At 41.5% G+C, this 19,184-nt stretch carries 19 protein-coding genes and 1 pseudogene; 16 read left to right on the top strand and 4 right to left on the bottom strand.

Annotated elements, in window-relative coordinates:
• Nucleotides 1-66 precede the first annotated feature (66 nt).
• From HMPREF8571_RS05140 to HMPREF8571_RS05195, 12 genes and pseudogenes are all read left to right on the top strand, one after another.
• Complete coding sequence (locus HMPREF8571_RS05140; RefSeq protein ID WP_001049316.1) at nt 67-579, top strand: adenine phosphoribosyltransferase; 513 nt, start codon at nt 67-69, stop codon at nt 577-579.
• 181 nt (nt 580-760) lie between these two features.
• Nucleotides 761-1,705: a homoserine O-acetyltransferase MetA gene (gene metA, locus HMPREF8571_RS05145; protein WP_001122696.1), complete on the top strand. Its 945-nt coding sequence runs from the start codon at nt 761-763 to the stop codon at nt 1,703-1,705.
• An 8-nt stretch (nt 1,706-1,713) separates the two neighbouring features.
• Nucleotides 1,714-2,391 carry a DnaD domain-containing protein gene (locus HMPREF8571_RS05150; protein WP_000220747.1) on the top strand — a complete coding sequence of 226 codons (678 nt, stop codon included), beginning with the start codon at nt 1,714-1,716 and terminating at the stop codon, nt 2,389-2,391.
• A 96-nt stretch (nt 2,392-2,487) separates the two neighbouring features.
• A complete protein-coding gene (gene tpiA, locus HMPREF8571_RS05155) occupies nt 2,488-3,246 on the top strand; it encodes a triose-phosphate isomerase (protein WP_000087899.1) in 759 nt (252 codons plus the stop codon).
• A gap of 192 nt (nt 3,247-3,438) precedes the next feature.
• On the top strand, nt 3,439-3,957 hold the full coding sequence (locus tag HMPREF8571_RS05160; RefSeq protein ID WP_000229895.1) for a Dps family protein: 519 nt from the start codon (nt 3,439-3,441) through the stop codon (nt 3,955-3,957).
• 211 nt (nt 3,958-4,168) lie between these two features.
• Nucleotides 4,169-4,507 (top strand): zinc ribbon domain-containing protein YjdM, encoded by a 339-nt coding sequence (locus HMPREF8571_RS05165; protein ID WP_001061580.1) that lies wholly within the window; start codon nt 4,169-4,171, stop codon nt 4,505-4,507.
• Between the two features lie 2 nt (nt 4,508-4,509).
• Nucleotides 4,510-5,133, top strand: a complete 624-nt coding sequence (locus HMPREF8571_RS05170; protein WP_000775204.1) for a Pr6Pr family membrane protein — start codon at nt 4,510-4,512, stop codon at nt 5,131-5,133.
• Nucleotides 5,134-5,245: 112 nt separating this feature from the next.
• Nucleotides 5,246-6,397 carry an MFS transporter gene (locus HMPREF8571_RS05175; protein ID WP_000816267.1) on the top strand — a complete coding sequence of 384 codons (1,152 nt, stop codon included), beginning with the start codon at nt 5,246-5,248 and terminating at the stop codon, nt 6,395-6,397.
• A 99-nt stretch (nt 6,398-6,496) separates the two neighbouring features.
• The gene (gene truA, locus HMPREF8571_RS05180) at nt 6,497-7,246 is read left to right on the top strand and encodes a tRNA pseudouridine(38-40) synthase TruA (protein ID WP_000199152.1); all 750 of its coding nucleotides are present in this window, start codon (nt 6,497-6,499) and stop codon (nt 7,244-7,246) included.
• Entirely contained in the window at nt 7,236-8,009 is a 774-nt protein-coding gene (locus HMPREF8571_RS05185) for a bifunctional hydroxymethylpyrimidine kinase/phosphomethylpyrimidine kinase (RefSeq protein WP_000794757.1), read from the top strand. The genes truA and HMPREF8571_RS05185 overlap by 11 nt, the downstream gene beginning before the upstream one ends.
• Nucleotides 7,987-8,457 carry an ECF transporter S component gene (locus HMPREF8571_RS05190; protein ID WP_000814998.1) on the top strand — a complete coding sequence of 157 codons (471 nt, stop codon included), beginning with the start codon at nt 7,987-7,989 and terminating at the stop codon, nt 8,455-8,457. The genes HMPREF8571_RS05185 and HMPREF8571_RS05190 overlap by 23 nt, the downstream gene beginning before the upstream one ends.
• Before the next feature lie 99 nt (nt 8,458-8,556).
• Nucleotides 8,557-9,469, top strand: a pseudogene (locus HMPREF8571_RS05195) (IS30 family transposase).
• A 62-nt stretch (nt 9,470-9,531) separates the two neighbouring features.
• On the opposite strand, the gene HMPREF8571_RS05200 reads toward HMPREF8571_RS05195, so the two are convergent.
• The 4 genes from HMPREF8571_RS05200 to HMPREF8571_RS05215 all read right to left on the bottom strand — a co-directional run bounded on the left by HMPREF8571_RS05200 (nt 9,532) and on the right by HMPREF8571_RS05215 (nt 14,282).
• Nucleotides 9,532-10,614, bottom strand: a complete 1,083-nt coding sequence (locus tag HMPREF8571_RS05200) for a M24 family metallopeptidase (protein ID WP_000040900.1) — start codon at nt 10,612-10,614, stop codon at nt 9,532-9,534.
• Between the two features lie 127 nt (nt 10,615-10,741).
• Complete coding sequence (gene gatD / locus HMPREF8571_RS05205; RefSeq protein ID WP_000263182.1) at nt 10,742-11,524, bottom strand: lipid II isoglutaminyl synthase subunit GatD; 783 nt, start codon at nt 11,522-11,524, stop codon at nt 10,742-10,744.
• A complete protein-coding gene (gene murT, locus HMPREF8571_RS05210) occupies nt 11,524-12,867 on the bottom strand; it encodes a lipid II isoglutaminyl synthase subunit MurT (protein WP_000770020.1) in 1,344 nt (447 codons plus the stop codon). Before murT ends, gatD begins: the two co-directional genes overlap by 1 nt.
• Before the next feature lie 98 nt (nt 12,868-12,965).
• Nucleotides 12,966-14,282, bottom strand: a complete 1,317-nt coding sequence (locus tag HMPREF8571_RS05215; RefSeq protein WP_000958949.1) for an FAD-containing oxidoreductase — start codon at nt 14,280-14,282, stop codon at nt 12,966-12,968.
• A 192-nt stretch (nt 14,283-14,474) separates the two neighbouring features.
• Between HMPREF8571_RS05215 and HMPREF8571_RS05220 the strand changes: the two genes are divergently transcribed.
• From HMPREF8571_RS05220 to HMPREF8571_RS05235, 4 genes are all read left to right on the top strand, one after another.
• Nucleotides 14,475-15,701, top strand: coding sequence for an OFA family MFS transporter (locus tag HMPREF8571_RS05220; RefSeq protein WP_000841589.1), 1,227 nt, complete (start codon nt 14,475-14,477; stop codon nt 15,699-15,701).
• A gap of 193 nt (nt 15,702-15,894) precedes the next feature.
• A complete protein-coding gene (locus HMPREF8571_RS05225; RefSeq protein WP_000671068.1) occupies nt 15,895-17,472 on the top strand; it encodes a DEAD/DEAH box helicase in 1,578 nt (525 codons plus the stop codon).
• A 282-nt stretch (nt 17,473-17,754) separates the two neighbouring features.
• Nucleotides 17,755-18,543: a GTP-sensing pleiotropic transcriptional regulator CodY gene (gene codY / locus HMPREF8571_RS05230; RefSeq protein WP_000940728.1), complete on the top strand. Its 789-nt coding sequence runs from the start codon at nt 17,755-17,757 to the stop codon at nt 18,541-18,543.
• Complete coding sequence (locus HMPREF8571_RS05235) at nt 18,543-19,118, top strand: cysteine hydrolase family protein (protein ID WP_001029655.1); 576 nt, start codon at nt 18,543-18,545, stop codon at nt 19,116-19,118. The genes codY and HMPREF8571_RS05235 overlap by 1 nt, the downstream gene beginning before the upstream one ends.
• The last annotated feature ends 66 nt before the right edge of the window (nt 19,119-19,184 follow it).

Consider the following 19,184-nt stretch of genomic DNA (forward strand, 5'->3'; position numbering starts at 1 on the left):
TTCTTTTTTTCTTTCTTAAAAAATATGCTATAATAGAGAGTAAAAAACTTTGAAAGAAAGAAAAAGATGAATTTAAAAGATTATATCGCAACGATTGAAAATTATCCCAAGGAAGGCATCACCTTCCGTGATATCAGCCCATTGATGGCAGATGGCAATGCTTATAGCTATGCTGTTCGTGAAATCGTTCAGTATGCAACTGATAAGAAAATCGACATGATCGTGGGTCCAGAGGCTCGCGGATTTATTGTTGGCTGTCCCGTTGCCTTTGAGTTGGGGATTGGCTTTGCACCTGTTCGTAAACCAGGAAAATTGCCACGTGAAGTCATTTCAGCTGACTATGAAAAAGAGTACGGTATTGATACCTTGACCATGCACGCGGATGCCATCAAACCAGGTCAACGCGTTCTCATCGTAGATGACCTCTTGGCGACAGGTGGTACTGTCAAGGCAACCATTGAAATGATTGAAAGACTTGGCGGAGTTGTAGCCGGTTGTGCGTTCTTGATTGAACTTGATGAGCTTAAAGGCCGTGAAAAAATCGGAGATTACGATTACAAGGTACTTATGCATTATTAATGAAAAACAGTCCTTGGGGCTGTTTTCTCTTCATCTGCTATATAAACAAACTATAGCTAGTTAGAGAAAAACTATAATTGAAAACTATATCTTCTTGCAGTATAATAAAAGGACTAAGTGTTTGAGATTTGACTTCAAACACATTCAATTATTTCTAAAAGAGTACAGTTAGGAGAAGGTTATGCCGATTAGAATTGATAAAAAATTGCCAGCTGTTGAGATTTTACGGACAGAGAATATCTTTGTCATGGATGATCAACGTGCGGCCCACCAAGATATCCGTCCCTTGAAAATTTTGATTTTAAACCTAATGCCCAAAAAAGTGGTCACAGAGACCCAGTTGTTACGGCATTTAGCAAATACTCCTTTGCAATTGGACATAGACTTTCTCTATATGGAGAGCCACCGTTCCAAGACGACTCGTGCAGAGCATATGGAGACTTTTTATAAAACTTTTCCTGAAGTCAAGGACGAGTATTTTGATGGGATGATTATCACAGGGGCTCCGATTGAGCATTTACCATTTGAGGAAGTGGACTATTGGGAGGAATTCAGTCAGGTGCTTGAGTGGTCCAAGACCCATGTCTATTCGACCCTTCATATCTGCTGGGGTGCCCAAGCAGGTCTTTATGCTCGCTATGGAGTTGATAAACACCAGATGGAGCAGAAATTGTCAGGCATTTACCCGCAGGATACCTTGAAAGAGGGCCATCTTCTCTTTCGTGGTTTTGATGATAGCTATGTAGCTCCCCATTCTCGTTATACAGAAATCTATAAGGAAGAGATATTAGGAAAAACCAATCTGGAAATCCTCTCTGAGGGAGAACAAGTCGGCGTTTCTATTTTAGCCAGTCGGGATCTTCGTGAGATTTATAGTTTTGGTCATTTAGAATATGACCGTGATACTCTAGCAAAAGAGTATTTTCGTGATTGTGAGGCAGGACTTAATCCTCATATTCCAGAAAATTACTTCAAAAATGATGATGTGAATGAGACACCGTGTCTCTGTTGGTCTTCATCAGCTGCCCTCTTTTTCAGCAATTGGGTAAACTATGCAGTTTATCAAGAAACCCCTTTTGACTGGAGAAAGGTAGAGGATGATGCGGCTGCATTTGGATATCTATAAGAGGAATTATGACATATTTTGACGCTTTTAAATCAGGGAACTTGGTTTTGCCAAGTGCCCTGCTCTTGCATTTTAAGGAACTCTTTCCTTCCAGTGAAGATTTTCTGGTCTGGCAATTTTTCTATCTACAAAACACCACAGCCCTCGGAGATGTTTCGCCTAGCCAAATAGCTGAAATCATTGGCAAAGAGGTAGCAGATGTCAACCAATCTATTTCGAATTTGACTGAAAATGGTTTGCTACAATATCGAACCATTGAACTAAACGGTGAAATTGAGCTGATTTTTGATGCTAGTTTGGCTTTTGAACGCTTGGATAGCTTACTAGATAGCCAAACTCCAGCTACAACAGTCCCAAACCCGCAGAATCAGTTGAAGGATCTGGTTGAAACTTTTCAGCAGGAATTGGGACGCTTATTAACACCATTTGAAATCGAAGACCTTTCTAAGACTGTCAAAGAAGACGGAGTTAAGGCGGATTTGATCAAGGAAGCTCTCCGAGAGGCCGTTCTCAATGGCAAGCCAAACTGGAAATATATTCAGGCAATCCTACGAAACTGGCGCCATGAAGGCATTCAATCTGTTGCCCAAGTAGAGGCCAAACGAGCAGAGCGAGAAGCGAATAATCCCAAACAAGTTCAGGCTTCGGCTGATTTTCTCGATGCCATGAATTTGTGGCAAGATTAGTCGCTTGAAAAATCTTGAAAATTAGAGTAAGGTTTGCAAGCTCCTTATAAATATGATAGAATAATAGTGAATAAAATGAAAAAAGAGGTATGTGAAATGTCACGTAAACCATTTATCGCTGGTAACTGGAAAATGAACAAAAATCCAGAAGAAGCAAAAGCATTCGTTGAAGCCGTTGCATCAAAACTTCCTTCATCAGACCTTGTTGAAGCAGGTATCGCAGCTCCTGCAGTTGATTTGACAGCTGTTCTTGCTGCTGCAAAAGGTTCAAACCTTAAAGTTGCTGCTCAAAACTGCTACTTTGAAAATGCAGGTGCTTTCACTGGTGAAACTAGCCCACAAGTTTTGAAAGAAATCGGTACTGACTACGTTGTTATCGGTCACTCAGAACGTCGTGACTACTTCCATGAAACTGACGAAGATATCAACAAAAAAGCAAAAGCAATCTTTGCAAACGGTATGCTTCCAATCATCTGTTGTGGTGAGTCACTTGAAACTTACGAAGCTGGTAAAGCAGCTGAATTCGTAGGTGCTCAAGTATCTGCTGCTTTGGCTGGATTGACTGCTGAGCAAGTTGCTGCATCCGTTATCGCTTATGAGCCAATCTGGGCTATCGGTACTGGTAAATCAGCTTCACAAGACGATGCACAAAAAATGTGTAAAGTTGTTCGTGATGTTGTAGCTGCTGACTTTGGTCAAGAAGTTGCTGACAAAGTTCGTGTTCAATACGGTGGTTCAGTTAAACCTGAAAACGTTGCTTCATACATGGCTTGCCCAGACGTGGACGGAGCCCTTGTTGGTGGAGCATCACTTGAAGCTGAAAGTTTCTTGGCATTGCTTGACTTTGTAAAATAATCTAGGTTATTCCAGACAGTCTTTTAAGACTGTCTTTTTTTAAAAAAAATTCTGTATATTTTTCTTAAATTATCAGTCTATTGCAACTTTTCTCAGATAGTACATTTTCCTTGATATCATTTTCTGGTAGTAGTATACTTGTATTATAGCTACTGTGAAGTAGTTATAAAAAAATGAAAAGAGGTAAGAAATATGGTTGAATTGAAAAAAGAAGCAGTAAAAGACGTAACAACATTATCTAAAACAGCGCCAGTAGCATTGGCAAAAACAAAGGAAGTATTGAACCAAGCAGTAGCGGACTTGTATGTGGCTCACATTGCCCTTCACCAAGTTCACTGGTATATGCGTGGTCGTGGCTTCCTCGTATGGCATCCAAAAATGGATGAATACATGGACAGTCTTGATAGCTATCTTGACGAAATCAGTGAACGTTTGATTACTCTTGGTGGAAAACCTTATTCAACTTTGACAGAATTCCTTCAACACAGTGAAATCGAAGAAGAAGAAGGAGAATTCCGTAACGTTGAAGAAAGCTTGGAACGTGTTCTAGCAATTTATCGCTACCTCATCGCTCTTTTCCAAAAAGCTTTGGATGTAACTGACGAAGAAGGTGATGATGTTACAAACGATATCTTTGTTGGGGCTAAGGCTGAACTTGAGAAAACAGTTTGGATGCTTACAGCAGAACTTGGACAAGCTCCTGGTTTGTAAGATATAGTTGCTACCCCTTTTATCATGAGGTGCTTGATAAGTGCCCATGATCAATCATCTTTTAAAAGTCATGTAACTGTAAAAAGGTGCATGACTTTTTTGTTTGCTAGCCCTTAGGAAACATTGTCAAATCTAGGATTTTACGGTATAATAGTTGCTGTTCGAGAAATTTTGATTTTCAAAGAATAGTGAAATGTTATAAGGAGAACCCATGAACAACTTACCAAATTGCCCAAAATGTCATTCAGAATATGTCTACGAAGACGGAAGTCTCTTGGTTTGCCCAGAGTGTGCCTATGAATGGAATCCTGCTGAAGTTGCAGAAGTAGAAGAAGGTGTTGTTGCTATCGATGCCAATGGAAATAAATTGGCTGACGGCGATACTGTAACCCTCATCAAGGACTTGAAAGTAAAAGGTGCACCTAAGGATTTGAAACAAGGAACTCGTGTTAAAAATATCCGTATCGTAGAAGGTGACCACAACATCGACTGTAAGATTGATGGTTTTGGAGCTATGAAACTCAAGTCAGAATTTGTTAAGAAAATCTAGCCATGAAACTGAATTATAAATTTATCTTTTATAGTCGTGTGCTCTTGTTTTTAGCGGCATTTACAGGGGTTTATTTAGAAATTACCAAGCACGGTGGCTTTGGTATGCTCCTTTACTACACAGTGTTGTCCAATCTTTTGGTAACGATTTTCACGGGCTATCTGCTCCGTGTGATGAGCCGTTCAGGTGAAAATTGGCAAAGTCCGACCTTGCTTCGTCTCAAGGGTGGCGTTACCATGAGTATCATGATTACCTGTGTGATTTACCATTTTATGCTTGCTCCGATCGCGACAGACTTTTACCGTGTGGAAAATTTCCTTTGCCACTATATCGTTCCACTCTGGTTTTTAGCCGACACCCTCTTCTTTGATAAACGGGGTCAATACAAGATCTGGGATCCAGTCTTGTGGACCATCTTGCCCTTGGTTTATATGATTTTTGCCTTGTTTAATGGCTTGGTCTTAAAACTCAATATTCCGAATTCCAAGGACAATCCCTTCCCTTATTTCTTTTTAAATGTGAACAAGGGTTGGGACGTGGTTATCAAATGGTGTTTGATCATTTTTGCGGCCTATATGGTTGCAGGCTTCATCTTCTATCTGATCAAGCAAATCAAGCGAAAATAGTCTTCCTATTAGGAAAGTTAGGACGGAGTCTCTAGTTCAATCGGGCTCCTTCTTTTCTTGCCATCTTCCTTTTAAAAGGATCAACAGTGAGAAATATACAGAAAGAAAATTCATGAAACAATATTTAGAACGGGCTAGTATTTTGGCCCTCTCCCTCGTTTTGATTACCTCCTTTTCCATTTCAAGCGCTCTGCCAGCCATGTTTGACTACTATCAAGGCTACCCCAAAGAACAAATCGAGCTTCTCGTTAGCCTCCCTTCTTTTGGGATTATGATTATGCTAGTCTTAAATGGGGTTTTGGAACGTTTGTTGCCTGAACGTCTTCAGATTAGTCTGGGCCTTGTCATCCTCTCTATCGGTGGAACAGCTCCCTTCTGGTATCAGGATTATAACTTTGTCTTTGCTATGCGGATTTTATTTGGCTTGGGTGTGGGGATGATCAATGCCAAGGCCATTTCCATTATCAGTGAACGCTATCACGGAAAGACACGGATCCAGATGCTAGGTCTAAGGGGATCAGCAGAGGTGGTTGGTGCTTCGATTTTAACTCTAATGGTAGGTCAACTCCTTTCCTTTGGATGGACAGCGACCTTTTTAGCTTATAGTGCTGGATTTTTAGTGTTGATCCTTTATCTGCTATTTGTCCCTTATGGCAAAGAAAAGAAAGAGACTAAGAAAAAAGAGGTTGAAAGCGTTCGTCTGACAGGACAGATGAAAGGCTTGATTTTCCTTTTGGCTGTTGAAGCAGCAGTCGTTGTCTGTACCAACACAGCTATCACCATTCGTATTCCTAGTCTGATGGTAGAAAGAGGTCTAGGGGATGCCCAGTTATCGAGTTTGGTTTTAAGTATCATGCAGTTGATTGGTATCTTGGCAGGTGTGAGTTTTTCTTTCTTTATCTCTCTGTTTAAAGAAAGGTTGCTTCTTTGGTCAGGTATCACCTTTGGATTGGGTCAGATTGTGATTGCCTTGTCTCCGTCATTGGGTGTGATGGTAGTTGGAAGTGTTGTGGCAGGTTTTGCCTACAGCGTAGCCTTGACCACTGTCTTTCAGCTTCTTTCTGAAAGAATCCCAGCCAAGCTCCTTAATCAGGCAACATCTTTTGCAGTGCTAGGATGCAGCTTTGGAGCCTTTACGACACCTTTCATTCTTGGGGCGATTGGCTTTGTGACTCAAAACGGTATGTTGGTCTTCACCATTCTAGGATGCTGGTTGATTGTCACTTCTATCTTTGTGATGTACGCACTTCAAAAGAGAGCTTAGGATTGATTTCCTAAGTTTTTCTTTTCGGGAATTTTGTACCCAGACAATTATTGGTTTTTAAACTTGTTTACACTTTTATTTCCTGATAAAATAGAAGTTATGACAAGATATAAAGCAATCATTTCCTATGACGGTTATGCCTTTGCTGGTTTTCAGCGCCAGCCTCATGCGCGGAGCGTTCAAGAGGAAATCGAAAAAACCTTAACGAGACTCAATAAGGGGCAAGCCATCACTGTTCATGGTGCTGGTAGGACGGATAGTGGGGTCCATGCTCTTGGTCAGGTCATTCATTTTGATCTCCCTTATCAGATGGATGAGGAAAAACTCCGTTTTGCTCTAGATACCCAGTCTCCTGAAGATATCGATGTGATTTTGATTGAGATTGTGGCCGATGATTTTCATTGCCGTTATGCAAAACATAGCAAGATCTATGAGTTTATCGTGGATAGAGGGCGCCCCAAAAATCCCATGCGTCGTCACTACGCTACTCACTTTCCCTATCCGCTCGATGTGGAGCGGATGCAGATAGCAATCAAAAAGCTAGAGGGTACCCATGATTTCACCGGTTTTACAGCATCTGGAACCAGTGTAGAGAACAAGGTTCGCACCATCACAGAAGCAAGTTTAACAGTCGATGAGACAGGGCAGTTTTTGACCTTTACCTTTTCAGGAAATGGCTTCTTGTATAAGCAGATTCGCAATATGGTGGGGACTCTTCTCAAAATCGGAAATAATCGAATGCTAGTAGAGCAGATTGACCTCATCTTGGAGAAGAAGGACAGACAGCTTGCAGGTCCAACAGCAGCACCAAATGGCTTGTATTTGAAGGAGATTCGATATGAAGAATAATCGTATTTTAGCACTTTCTGGGAATGATATTTTTAGTGGTGGTGGCCTGTCAGCTGATTTGGCTACCTATACTTTGAACGGCTTGCATGGTTTCGTAGCAGTGACTTGTTTGACAGCCTTGACAGAAAAGGGGTTTGAAGTCTTTCCTACGGATGATACTATTTTCCAACATGAGTTGGATAGCTTGCGTGACGTGGACTTTGCGGGGATTAAGATTGGTCTTCTCCCTACTGTCAGTGTGGCTGAGAAGGCCTTGGATTTCATTAAGCAACGTCCTGGAGTGCCAGTGGTATTGGACCCAGTCTTGGTCTGCAAGGAAACGCATGATGTAGCGGTCAGCCAACTCTGTCAAGAGTTGATTCGCTTTTTCCCTTATGTGAGTGTGATTACTCCTAATCTCCCAGAAGCAGAATTGCTAGCAGATCAGGAGATCAAAACCTTGGAAGATATGAAAGCTGCAGCGCAGAAATTGCATGATTTAGGAGCGCCAGCAGTTATTATCAAGGGAGGCAATCGTCTCAGACAAGATAAGGCTGTGGATGTCTTTTATGATGGACAAACTTTTACTGTCCTAGAAAATCCCGTTATCCAAGGGCAAAATGCTGGTGCAGGTTGTACCTTTGCCTCAAGCATTGCCAGTCACTTGGTTAAAGGTGATGAACTTTTAACAGCAGTGGAGAGCTCTAAAGCTTTCGTTTACCGTGCCATTGCACAAGCAGATCAATATGGAGTAAGACAATATGAAGCAAACAAAAACAACTAAAATCGCCCTTGTATCCCTTCTAACCGCCCTTTCTGTGGTTCTAGGTTATTACTTGAAAATTGGAACGCCAACAGGAATATTGACTCTCTTGGATGCAGGTATTTTCTTTACTGCCTTTTACTTTGGCAGTAAAGAAGGAGCTGTCGTTGGAGGACTAGCAGGATTCCTAATTGACCTTTTATCAGGCTATCCACAGTGGATGTTCTTTAGTTTAGTGAACCATGGCTTGCAAGGATTTTTTGCAGGTTTTAAAGGGAAGTGGCAATGGCTAGGCCTTGTCTTGGCTACTGTCGTCATGGTAAGTGGCTATGCCCTAGGTTCTACCCTGATGAATGGCTGGTCAGCAGCCTTACCAGAAATCCTTCCAAACTTCCTGCAAAATACCTTGGGAATGGTTGTGGGGTTTGTAGTCTTTCAGAGTGTTAAGAAGATAAAACCCAATTTGTAAAATTAAGCTAGTCAGAAAAAGTCATCTATGTAAGGCTCAGATAAACTACCACATTTGTCTGAAAGGAACTATACACATCTTACTACAAACGAACTTGTAATGATAGAGGCTTACTACAAAGAAAGTCTAAAAGTTACAGATATTGCAAAAGCTCTTGGAAGATCAAAACAGACAACCTACAATGTGCTCAACTATCTGAAAGAGGAGCACTCTGCTTATGATTACTATAAGCGATATAAAGTCAATAAGAAACGCTGTGCCAGGAATAAAACAAGTCTTACGCAAGCAGAAAAAGACTATATTCAAACTCATTTAGATCTAAGCTGGAGCCTTGATGTCATTAAGGGAGTTTATCCAGATAGGATTTCTTGTTCTATGAGAACTCTCTTTCAACTAGCAGACCGTGGTATTTTCAAGAAAGAGAACCTCCCCTGGAAAGGCAAAAGAAAATCAAATGGTCATAGCGAAAAACGAGGAAAACAAGCGTTGCGCAGTGATTTTCGTGAGAGAGTAGACAGTTAACCTAATTTTAAGACGGAATTCGGTCATCTAGAAGGGGATACAATTGTGGGAGAAAAACACAAAAGTGCAGTCATTACCTTAGTAGAACGCCTCTCAAAAGCCATCATCACATTGAAAACCAATGGACGGAAAGCAAGTGATATTGAGGCCTCCATCAATCAATCAATGGTTGTCTCAAGTTCCCAGTCATCTCTTTAAATCGATAACGTTTGATTGTGGGAAAGAATTTTCTAATTGGAAATCTATTTCGAATGTACATGACATTGATATTTTCTTTGCGAATCTAGGATGTCCTGGTCAACGAGATCTCAATGAACATTCTAATGGCTTATTAAGACGAAATGGATTACCGAAACAAATGGATTTTACTAATATTTCTCAAAATTATTTATCAGCTATAGCTGATAAAAGAAATAGAATTCCTAGAAAATCATTGAATTATCAATCACCTTACCAAGTTTTTCTGAGTTACTTGAAAAGTCTAGCTTAATTTGACAATTTAGGAAATAAAAAAGTCAGCTATTTGAGCTGACTTTTTGCTTGTCTCTATGTTTAATCAAAATAAAGCAAGTCCTTGCTGGTGCTGGTAAAGAGGTCAAATCCATCCTTGGTGACAACACCACAGTCTTCAATACGAACACCGACTTTACCCGGGATATAGATACCTGGTTCAACTGAGAAGCACATGCCTTCTTCGATGACCATGTCGTTTCCTTCCATGATAGAAGGGAATTCGTGGACATCCATACCGATACCGTGACCGAGACGGTGGTTGAAGTACTCGCCATAACCGGCTTTTTCGATGACTTCACGTGCGGCGCGGTCTACTTCATGAGCAGTCACACCTGGCTTGATGAAGTCAAGGGCAGCTTGTTGGGCTTCTAGAGTCAAGTTATAAATATCCTGCTTGAATTGGTCTGGTTTGCCGACAGCTACTGTACGAGTCATGTCTGAGGCGTAGCCATTAACCATGACACCTAAGTCAAAGAGGAGAAGAGCGTTATTTTCGACCTTGTTCGCTCCAGGGATTCCGTGAGGATTTGCAGCGTTATCACCAGTCAAGACCATGGTATCAAAGCTCATTTCATAACCTTCACGCTTCATAGCAAAGTCGATTTGGGCAATGATATCTGTCTCAGTCTTATCAAGAGAAATATTGTCAAAACCAACTTTTACAGCTTTATCAGCATAGAGCCCTGCAACCATCATTTTTTGGACCTCGTCAGCTGATTTGATGAGGCGCATGCGTTGGATGCGAGGAGTGAGGTTTTCAAACTCAGCAGTTTCAAAAACTGTTTTCAAACCATGGTATTTGGTTAAGATGAGATTGTCAAACTCGACTGCCACACGTCTGAAGTCTAACTGTGGCAAGGCATTTTGGATTTTCTTCCAAGGGTTTTCAGAGTCCACATAGCCCACAACTGGGAAAGAGACAGTGCTGCTTGCACGCTCAACCTCAAGGGCTGGGACAAAGAGTAGAGGTTCCTGATCTGCTAGAACAAAGAGGAACATTTGGCGTTCATGGGGATCACTGTAAAAGCCAGTGAGGTAATTAATAGTGACGGGGTCAGATACGACAGCGACGTCTAGTTTTTCTGATTCAAGATATGTTAGGATTTGTTGTAATTTAGACATATGCTACCTTCTTTCTACCCCTCTATTTTGGCAAAAAAAGAGAGAAAATGCAAGGGAGAAGGGTAAAAGAACAGGCAAAAAGAACCCCGACAAGATAGCGGAGTTCTTTGATATGGTTTTCCTTGGTTTAAGAAAAGTCAGCCTTGCTTTTGACGTCGCTGTATTCTTCAGCGATTTCTTGACTGAGGATGTCCTCATAGGCAGGGAGTTGGATATCCTGACCGTATTTCTTCTTAAGAGCAGTAGTGACCAGGCGATAAGCTAGTTTGGCATTACGAGAGAGGATAGGTCCGTGGAAGTAGGAACCAAAGACATTCTTATAATGAACCCCTTCGCCGATCTTTTCTTCGTTATTTCCATTTCCATAGACAACCTGACCCAGCGGTTTTTGGTTATCTGAGAGGAAGGTACGGCCCTGGTGATTTTCAAATCCATAGTAGGTTTCATTGAAATCTTCATTGTGAATCTTGATGTCACCGATAAAGCGGTTATTGGTCTGGTTGAGGGTATAGTGGCCCATGACCCCTAGACCTTCGATGCGCTTGCCTGAAGCTTCAACATAATATTGACCCAATAGTTGGAAACCACCGCAGATGGCTAGAACAACACCATCGTTTTGGATGTAGTTGTCAATGCTCTCTTTTTTAGCAGGAAGATCGCCAGCGATGATGCTTTGTTCAAAGTCTTGACCGCCACCGAAAAAGGCGATATCATAGTGGTTTTCATCAAAGTCATCATGGAGAGAAACGATGTCAACCGTCACATGAGCTCCCAGTTTTTCAGCCACATACTTGAGCATAAGGATGTTTCCATTGTCTCCATAGGTATTCATGAGGTTTCCATAGAGGTGGGCAATGTTGAGCCGATAAGGGTAGTTGCCAGCTTTTGAGGAAAGTGAAGTATAAACCATTAGTTCATCTCCTTTCTAACAATCTGACGACTAGCCAGCAGTTCGCGGAATTCCAGCATAGCAGTATAGGTAGCCAGGATATAGGCATGTTTGCAGTCTTGGTTCTCAATGGTTTTGAGAACTTGCTCCAGATTGCTTGTTTCAGTGATTTTATCAGCTGGGTATCCTGTCACCCGTAGACGACGCGCGATTTCAGAATGACGAACACCACCAGCGTTGATTTCAGGAATGTCCATGTCAGTGATTTGTTCAAAGTCCGCATCCCAGATCCAGCTGGTATCTATTCCATCTGCATAGTTGGCGTTGAGAAGGACAGATAGGCTAAATGGATAAGGAGCTAGTTTAATCATCTCGATAGCCTGAGTTGCACCGACTGGATTCTTAATCAAGACGAGAGTACATTCCTTGTCGCCGATATGGAAGGTTTCCTGACGACCAAAGACTGCACGACTCTTGTCAAATCCTTGTTTGATCCGCTGTGAATCTGCACCGAGGAAGCGAGCAATGGCAACCGCAGCAAGGGCATTGTAGATGTTGTAAAGTCCACCGATTTGGATTCCGTATTCTTGTCCGTCAATGACAAAACGAGAGCGATTGTTGGTTAACTCAACCAATTCTGTCAGACGGTAGTCCAAGTCAGGTCGTTTGCAGCTACAATTTTCGCAGATATAGGCACCCAAGTTGGCATAGGTATTGTGTTCGTATTTGAGGATACCTTGGCAGTCAGGACAGAGGATTCCTTCGGTATTGTAGTGAGCTAGTTGGGCTGGTCCTTTTTCCAAGTCAAAACCAAAATACTGAACTGGATTTGGAATAGCTGGCTTGTAGAAAAGTGGACTGTCACCATTGAGGAGAACAGTAGCCGTAGGCACCTTACGAATGGCATCCAAAATCATGTTATAAGTTGTGTAAATCTCACCATAGCGGTCCATCTGGTCACGGAAAATATTAGTAATGACAAAAAGGCTAGGATGGATGTAGTCACAGATACGAGATAGACTGGCCTCGTCAATTTCTAGAACGGCAATGTTTTTCCCAGTTTTAGAGGAATTGGCCGTCAAGAAGGTTGTCGTAATCCCTGTGATCATATTGGCACCGCTTGGATTGGTCAGAACCTGACCATAGACTTCTTTTAAAATGCCGACAGTGAGGGCAGTTGTCAGGGTTTTCCCATTGGTTCCAGTGACCACGACAATCTCGTAGTTCTTAGCTAGATTTTGTAAAATATCTTTATCAAATTGAAGGGCAAGTTTTCCAGGGAGTGTACTTCCACGTCCAAGACGACTCAAAATAAAGTGAGAAGAACGCCCAGCAAGAAGGCCCAAAGTAGTTTTTAATTTCATGTTTCTATTATATCATAAAAGAAAGAAAAGACAGATTTGAGATTTCGCATAAACAAAAACAGCCCGATGAGGGCTGTTAGATACGATGTAGTCTCAACTTAAATCGCAAACAAGTCATTCAAGTTCTCAGCCAAGGTTGGGTGAGTGAAGATTTGTTTTGTGAAGTAAGTATAAGGAATCTTGTTGTCCATTGCAACAGTGATGATGTTAATGATTTCTTGAGAACCTTCTGAGAAGATAGTTGCACCGAGAATTTCTTTTGTTTCAGTGTTGACAACAGCTTTAAAAGCACCTCGAAGGTCGCCATTTACATGACCACGAGGCATCGCAGCAACAGGGATTTCCTTGACAGCGTATGGAAGTTTCAAATCAGCTGCTTGGCTTTCTGTCAAACCAACTTGTGAAAGTGCTGGTGTGATGAACATGGTGTTTGGCACATTAAGACGGTCTTCAAGTGTGTAGCTGCCATCTCCAGCAAGGTAACTATAGACAACACGGAAGTCATCAAGTGAGATGTAGGTAAATTGAGGTCCACCGTTGACGTCTCCAACTGCAAAGACACCAGGAACGTTTGTTTGACAATGTTTGTCTACCTTGATAGCACCACGCTCAGTTAGTTCAATATCTGTATTTTCAAGTTGAAGTGGTTCTACGTTTGGCTTACGTCCAGTTGCGTAGAGAAGGGCGTCGAAACGGTAAGTTTCATTTTCAGTTACGACGAGAACTTGGTCACCGTCGTTTTTGATTTCAGTAGTACGGATGTTCTGAAGCAATTCAATGCCGTCTTCTTCCATGTATTGTTTAGCAAGAGCTGCAATGGAAGGTTCTGCACGAGGTAGGAAAGTATCCAAGGCATCTAGGACTGTGACTTTGCTACCAAGTTTGTTGTAGAGTCCTGCAAATTCAAGACCGATGTTTCCACCACCAAGAACTCCAAGTTTCTCAGGCAATTTGTCCAAGTTTTGGATACCTGTTGAGTCAAAGACGTTTTTACTTGTAGCAAGTCCAGGGATTGGCAAAACGTTTGAAACAGCACCAGTGTTGATAACGATAGTTTCAGCAGTCAGCTCTTGTTTTTCATCACCAGCCTGGATTTCGATGACTTTGTTTGAAAGGAAGTGAGCTTCCGCATCAAAGATCTCCGCCCCTGTACCCGCAACAGTAGCATAGTTTTTACCGTTAAGGCGACTAGTGATGGTATTTTTGGTAGCAATGACTTCTTCAAAAGACAAGTCTTTCTCAGCAGCAACTAATAAGGTCTTAGTTGGGATACAACCGATGTTGATACAAGTTCCACCGTACATAGCTTTGCTACGTTCAACCAGGGCAACTTTTTTGCCAGCTGAAGCTAGTTTACCAGCCAGTGTTTTCCCAGCTTTACCAAATCCAATAACGATTAAATCATATGTTAACATTTATAGTCCTCCTATTCGAATTTCATTCTAGCACAAGAAAAAAACTTTTGCACAATTCTGCTACGAAAAAGACAGAAAAAGATAAAAACGCTTTCCAGACAAAAAACTAGTAATTTTTTGACAAGCTTGATAAACTAAAATCCTATCTATTTTTATATAAAATAGAATAAATGTTCGAAAATAGGGGGGGTTATGAAATCGAATCGTTATATTATTGCCTTTGCTGGGGTCATTTTACACTTAATGCTGGGTTCGACTTATGCTTGGAGTGTTTATCGCAACCCTATTATTGAAAAAACGGGATGGGATCAGGCTTCTGTTGCCTTTGCCTTCAGTCTAGCAATCTTTTGTTTGGGATTATCGGCTGCATTTATGGGGCGTTTGGTAGAAAAATTTGGTCCGAGAGTCATGGGGAGTCTATCTGCTTTTCTATACGCAGGTGGAAATATCTTAACAGGATTTGCAATAGATCGGCAGGAGCTGTGGTTGTTGTATCTCGCTTATGGCATTTTAGGTGGGCTTGGTTTGGGAGCAGGCTATATTACCCCTGTGTCAACGATTATAAAATGGTTTCCTGATAAACGTGGTCTCGCAACAGGTTTAGCGATTATGGGGTTTGGTTTTGCTTCTTTATTGACTAGTCCCATAGCGCAACATCTCATCGCAGGGGTAGGGCTTGTAGAAACTTTTTATATTTTAGGTGCAAGTTACTTTATTATCATGCTCCTAGCTTCACAATTCATTAAGCGTCCAAATGAGCAAGAGCTTGCAATTTTATCTGTTTCAGGGAAAGAAAAAACAGCCTCTTTGACGCAAGGAATGGCTGCGAATCAGGCCCTGAAAAGTAATCGGTTTTATATACTTTGGATTATTTTCTTTATCAACATAGCTTGTGGTTTAGGCTTAATTTCAGCGGCATCGCCAATGGCACAGGAGATGGCTGGCTTGTCTACAAGTCATGCAGCAGTAATGGTGGGCGTTTTAGGGATTTTCAATGGGTTTGGTCGTTTGCTCTGGGCGAGTTTATCTGACTATATCGGTCGCCCTCTAACCTTTAGTATATTACTGCTTGTCAATCTTTTCTTTTCTCTCTCACTTTGGCTCTTTACGGATTCCGTTTTATTTGTAGTCGCTATGTCTATTTTGATGACTTGCTATGGAGCTGGTTTTTCATTGATTCCGGCTTATCTCAGTGATATTTTTGGAACCAAGGAATTGGCAGCTCTGCATGGATATATTTTAACAGCTTGGGCAATGGCTGGTTTAGCAGGGCCTATTTTATTAGCAGAGACTTATAAAATAGCTCATTCTTACACACAAACCTTGTTCGTTTTTCTCATTTTATATAGTATAGCCTTGGCTTTGTCTTATTATCTAGGGCGTTCAATCAAAAAGGAAATCCAAAAACCGCTTACATGATTTTCCTTAAGGATTCTACTATCTTTTGCCCCGCTCTTGTGTTATACTAGATAGGTTGCAAAGAAACTCATACTTTTCTTTCGTGGAAAAGAAGCAACACGGTATCTCGTTTGAAGAAGATACGTCATGAAAAGAAAAGTATATACTAAGCGCTATAGGATGGCTTCGCACCATCTTTAGAAAGAAGAAAAACGTGAAATTTAATGAATTTAACTTGTCTGCTGATTTGCTAGCAGAGATTGAAAAAGCTGGATTTGTAGAAGCAAGTCCCATCCAAGAACAGACCATTCCCTTGGCTCTCGAAGGAAAAGACGTTATCGGTCAAGCTCAGACTGGTACAGGGAAAACCGCAGCCTTTGGCTTGCCAACCCTTGAAAAAATCCGTACAGAAGAAGCAACTATCCAAGCCTTGGTCATCGCTCCAACTCGTGAACTCGCTGTTCAAAGCCAAGAGGAACTCTTCCGATTTGGCCGTAGCAAGGGAGTGAAAGTTCGCTCAGTTTATGGTGGTTCAAGCATCGAGAAACAAATCAAGGCCCTTAAATCTGGTGCCCATATCGTGGTAGGAACACCAGGCCGTCTTTTGGACTTGATTAAACGCAAGGCTTTGAAATTGCATGATATTGAAACCCTCATCCTTGATGAAGCGGATGAAATGCTCAATATGGGCTTCCTTGAAGACATCGAAGCTATTATCTCGCGTGTCCCTGAAAGTCGTCAAACCTTGCTCTTTTCAGCAACCATGCCTGAAGCCATCAAACGTATCGGTGTTCAGTTTATGAAAGAACCTGAGCATGTGAAGATTGCTGCAAAGGAATTGACAACAGAGCTGGTGGACCAGTATTATATCCGTGTCAAGGAACAAGAAAAATTTGATACTATGACGCGTCTCATGGATGTGGAACAACCAGAGCTTGCTATCGTATTTGGTCGTACCAAACGCCGTGTAGATGAATTGACTCGTGGTCTTAAAATCCGTGGCTTTCGTGCAGAAGGGATTCATGGTGATTTGGACCAAAACAAACGTCTTCGTGTCCTTCGGGATTTTAAAAATGGCAATCTAGATGTTCTGGTAGCGACTGACGTGGCAGCCCGTGGTTTGGACATTTCAGGAGTGACTCATGTCTACAACTACGATATTCCACAAGATCCTGAAAGTTATGTTCACCGTATCGGTCGTACAGGTCGTGCTGGTAAGTCAGGTCAATCCATTACCTTCGTAGCTCCAAATGAAATGGGCTATCTCCAAATCATCGAAAACTTGACCAAGAAGCGCATGAAAGGCCTTAAACCTGCAAGTGCAGAGGAAGCCTTCCAAGCTAAAAAGCAAGTGGCGCTCAAGAAAATCGAACGTGATTTCGCAAATGAAGAAATTCGTTCCAACTTTGAGAAATTTGCTAAAGACGCTCGTAAATTAGCGGCTGAATTTAGTCCTGAAGAATTGGCTATGTATATCTTGAGTCTGACTGTCCAAGATCCTGATAGCCTTCCAGAAGTGGAGATTGCACGTGAAAAACCATTGCCATTTAAACCATCAGGTAATGGCTTCGGTGGCAAATCTAAGGGAGGTCGAGGAGGTCATCGTGGAGACGACCGTCGAGACCGTGATCGCCGTGGCAATGGTCGTCGCGATGAGTTCAAGAAAGGTAGTCGTGGAAACGACCGCTTTGATAAAGACAGACGTTACCGTAATAAAGACAATAAAAAACCTCGCAACACTTCAAGCGAAAAGAAAACAGGCTTTGTTATTCGTAACAAGGGAGACAAATAGGAAAAAGCGATTCACTGGGTGAATCGCTTTTATATATAAGGAGACCAAGGGTAAAAGAAGATGGTTGATAGTAAAGGATAGGTGAAACGGAAAGGGATTTATCATGTCATCTTCTTATAATGTTATAATATCAAAAACAAAATAGGATGTCAATAAAAAATTGCTTTTTTTCTAAAATATTTTTGCTGTTCAAAATTGCAATTAAATAAGCAATTTTCAGATAATAATTGAAAATTCAGGCTCTTTATGTTATAATGATAGCGATTAAATGCGAGGTAAAAAATGGCACATTTATTAGAAAAAACAAGAAAAATTACTTCCATCTTGAAACGCTCAGAGGAACAACTTCAAGATGAACTTCCCTACAATGCGATTACACGCCAGTTGGCAGATATCATTGATTGTAACGCTTGTATTGTGAATAGTAAGGGACGTCTCTTGGGCTATTTCATGCGTTACAAGACAAATACAGATCGAGTAGAGCAGTTTTTCCAAACTAAGATTTTCCCAGAGGACTATGTGCAAGGGGCAAACATGATTTACGATACAGAAGCTAATCTTACTGTAGATCATGATTTGAGTATCTTCCCAGTCGAAAGTCGCTCTGATTTTCCAGATGGCTTGACAACCATTGCTCCGATTCATGTATCAGGGATTCGCCTAGGTTCCTTGATTATTTGGCGCAATGATAAGAAATTTGAAGATGAGGATTTGATTCTTGTTGAGATTGCGAGCACGGTGGTAGGGATTCAACTCTTGAACTTCCAACGTGAAGAAGATGAGAAAAATATTCGCCGTCGTACGGCTGTTACCATGGCGGTCAATACCCTTTCCTATTCAGAACTTCGTGCCGTTTCAGCTATTTTAGCTGAGCTGGATGGAAATGAAGGACAGCTGACTGCGTCTGTTATTGCAGACCGTATTGGCATTACACGTTCAGTGATTGTCAATGCGCTTCGTAAATTGGAGTCTGCGGGAATTATTGAGAGTCGCTCATTAGGAATGAAGGGGACTTATCTCAAAGTTCTAATTGGTGATATTTTTGAGGAAGTGAAAAAGAGGGACTACTAATGGCAAAGGCTTTAATCTCGATTGACTATACAGAGGATTTCGTAGCAGACCATGGAAAGCTAACTGCTGGAGTGCCAGCTCAAGCTATATCAGAGGCAATCAATCAAGTAACTAGACTGGCTTTTGATCGAGGAGACTATGTCTTCTTCACTATTGATGCTCATGAGGAGAAGGATACCTTCCACCCGGAAAGTAAACTCTTTCCACCGCACAACATCATTGGGACTAGTGGCCGTAACCTCTATGGCCCCCTAGCTGATTTCTATGCGGAAAATAAGGACGATAGTCGCGTCTTTTGGATGGACAAACGTCACTATTCAGCATTTTCAGGAACGGATCTCGATATTCGCCTGCGAGAACGTCGGGTTACTACAGTTATCTTGACAGGGGTTCTGACCGATATTTGTGTCCTTCATACGGCTATTGATGCCTACAATTTAGGTTATGACATTGAAGTTGTCAAACCTGCGGTTGCCTCTATCTGGCCAGAAAATCATCAGTTTGCTCTAGGACATTTTAAGAACACTCTGGGAGCTAAATTGCTAGATGAAAATCTGTCTGAAATTAAAGAATGATTCCCTTGGAAAAATGAAAAAAATCTGAAAAAAGTGTTGACAAAGATTTTGAAAGTTGATATACTA

Source organism: Streptococcus mitis ATCC 6249, from assembly GCF_000146585.1.
GTDB classification, from domain to species: domain Bacteria; phylum Bacillota; class Bacilli; order Lactobacillales; family Streptococcaceae; genus Streptococcus; species Streptococcus mitis_AZ.

Bases quoted from the DNA above. Each gene is read 5' to 3' on its own strand.
- gatD (WP_000263182.1), bottom strand. From the start codon at position 11,524: ATGGTTTATACTTCACTTTCCTCAAAAGCTGGCAACTACCCTTATCGG.
- HMPREF8571_RS05185 (WP_000794757.1), top strand. From the start codon at position 7,236: ATGAAGAATAATCGTATTTTAGCACTTTCTGGGAATGATATTTTTAGT.
- codY (WP_000940728.1), top strand. From the start codon at position 17,755: ATGGCACATTTATTAGAAAAAACAAGAAAAATTACTTCCATCTTGAAA.
- HMPREF8571_RS05140 (WP_001049316.1), top strand. From the start codon at position 67: ATGAATTTAAAAGATTATATCGCAACGATTGAAAATTATCCCAAGGAA.
- HMPREF8571_RS05150 (WP_000220747.1), top strand. From the start codon at position 1,714: ATGACATATTTTGACGCTTTTAAATCAGGGAACTTGGTTTTGCCAAGT.
- HMPREF8571_RS05165 (WP_001061580.1), top strand. From the start codon at position 4,169: ATGAACAACTTACCAAATTGCCCAAAATGTCATTCAGAATATGTCTAC.
- HMPREF8571_RS05190 (WP_000814998.1), top strand. From the start codon at position 7,987: ATGAAGCAAACAAAAACAACTAAAATCGCCCTTGTATCCCTTCTAACC.
- HMPREF8571_RS05200 (WP_000040900.1), bottom strand. From the start codon at position 10,614: ATGTCTAAATTACAACAAATCCTAACATATCTTGAATCAGAAAAACTA.
- truA (WP_000199152.1), top strand. From the start codon at position 6,497: ATGACAAGATATAAAGCAATCATTTCCTATGACGGTTATGCCTTTGCT.
- HMPREF8571_RS05220 (WP_000841589.1), top strand. From the start codon at position 14,475: ATGAAATCGAATCGTTATATTATTGCCTTTGCTGGGGTCATTTTACAC.
- HMPREF8571_RS05215 (WP_000958949.1), bottom strand. From the start codon at position 14,282: ATGTTAACATATGATTTAATCGTTATTGGATTTGGTAAAGCTGGGAAA.
- HMPREF8571_RS05160 (WP_000229895.1), top strand. From the start codon at position 3,439: ATGGTTGAATTGAAAAAAGAAGCAGTAAAAGACGTAACAACATTATCT.
- metA (WP_001122696.1), top strand. From the start codon at position 761: ATGCCGATTAGAATTGATAAAAAATTGCCAGCTGTTGAGATTTTACGG.
- tpiA (WP_000087899.1), top strand. From the start codon at position 2,488: ATGTCACGTAAACCATTTATCGCTGGTAACTGGAAAATGAACAAAAAT.
- HMPREF8571_RS05170 (WP_000775204.1), top strand. From the start codon at position 4,510: ATGAAACTGAATTATAAATTTATCTTTTATAGTCGTGTGCTCTTGTTT.
- HMPREF8571_RS05235 (WP_001029655.1), top strand. From the start codon at position 18,543: ATGGCAAAGGCTTTAATCTCGATTGACTATACAGAGGATTTCGTAGCA.
- murT (WP_000770020.1), bottom strand. From the start codon at position 12,867: ATGAAATTAAAAACTACTTTGGGCCTTCTTGCTGGGCGTTCTTCTCAC.
- HMPREF8571_RS05175 (WP_000816267.1), top strand. From the start codon at position 5,246: ATGAAACAATATTTAGAACGGGCTAGTATTTTGGCCCTCTCCCTCGTT.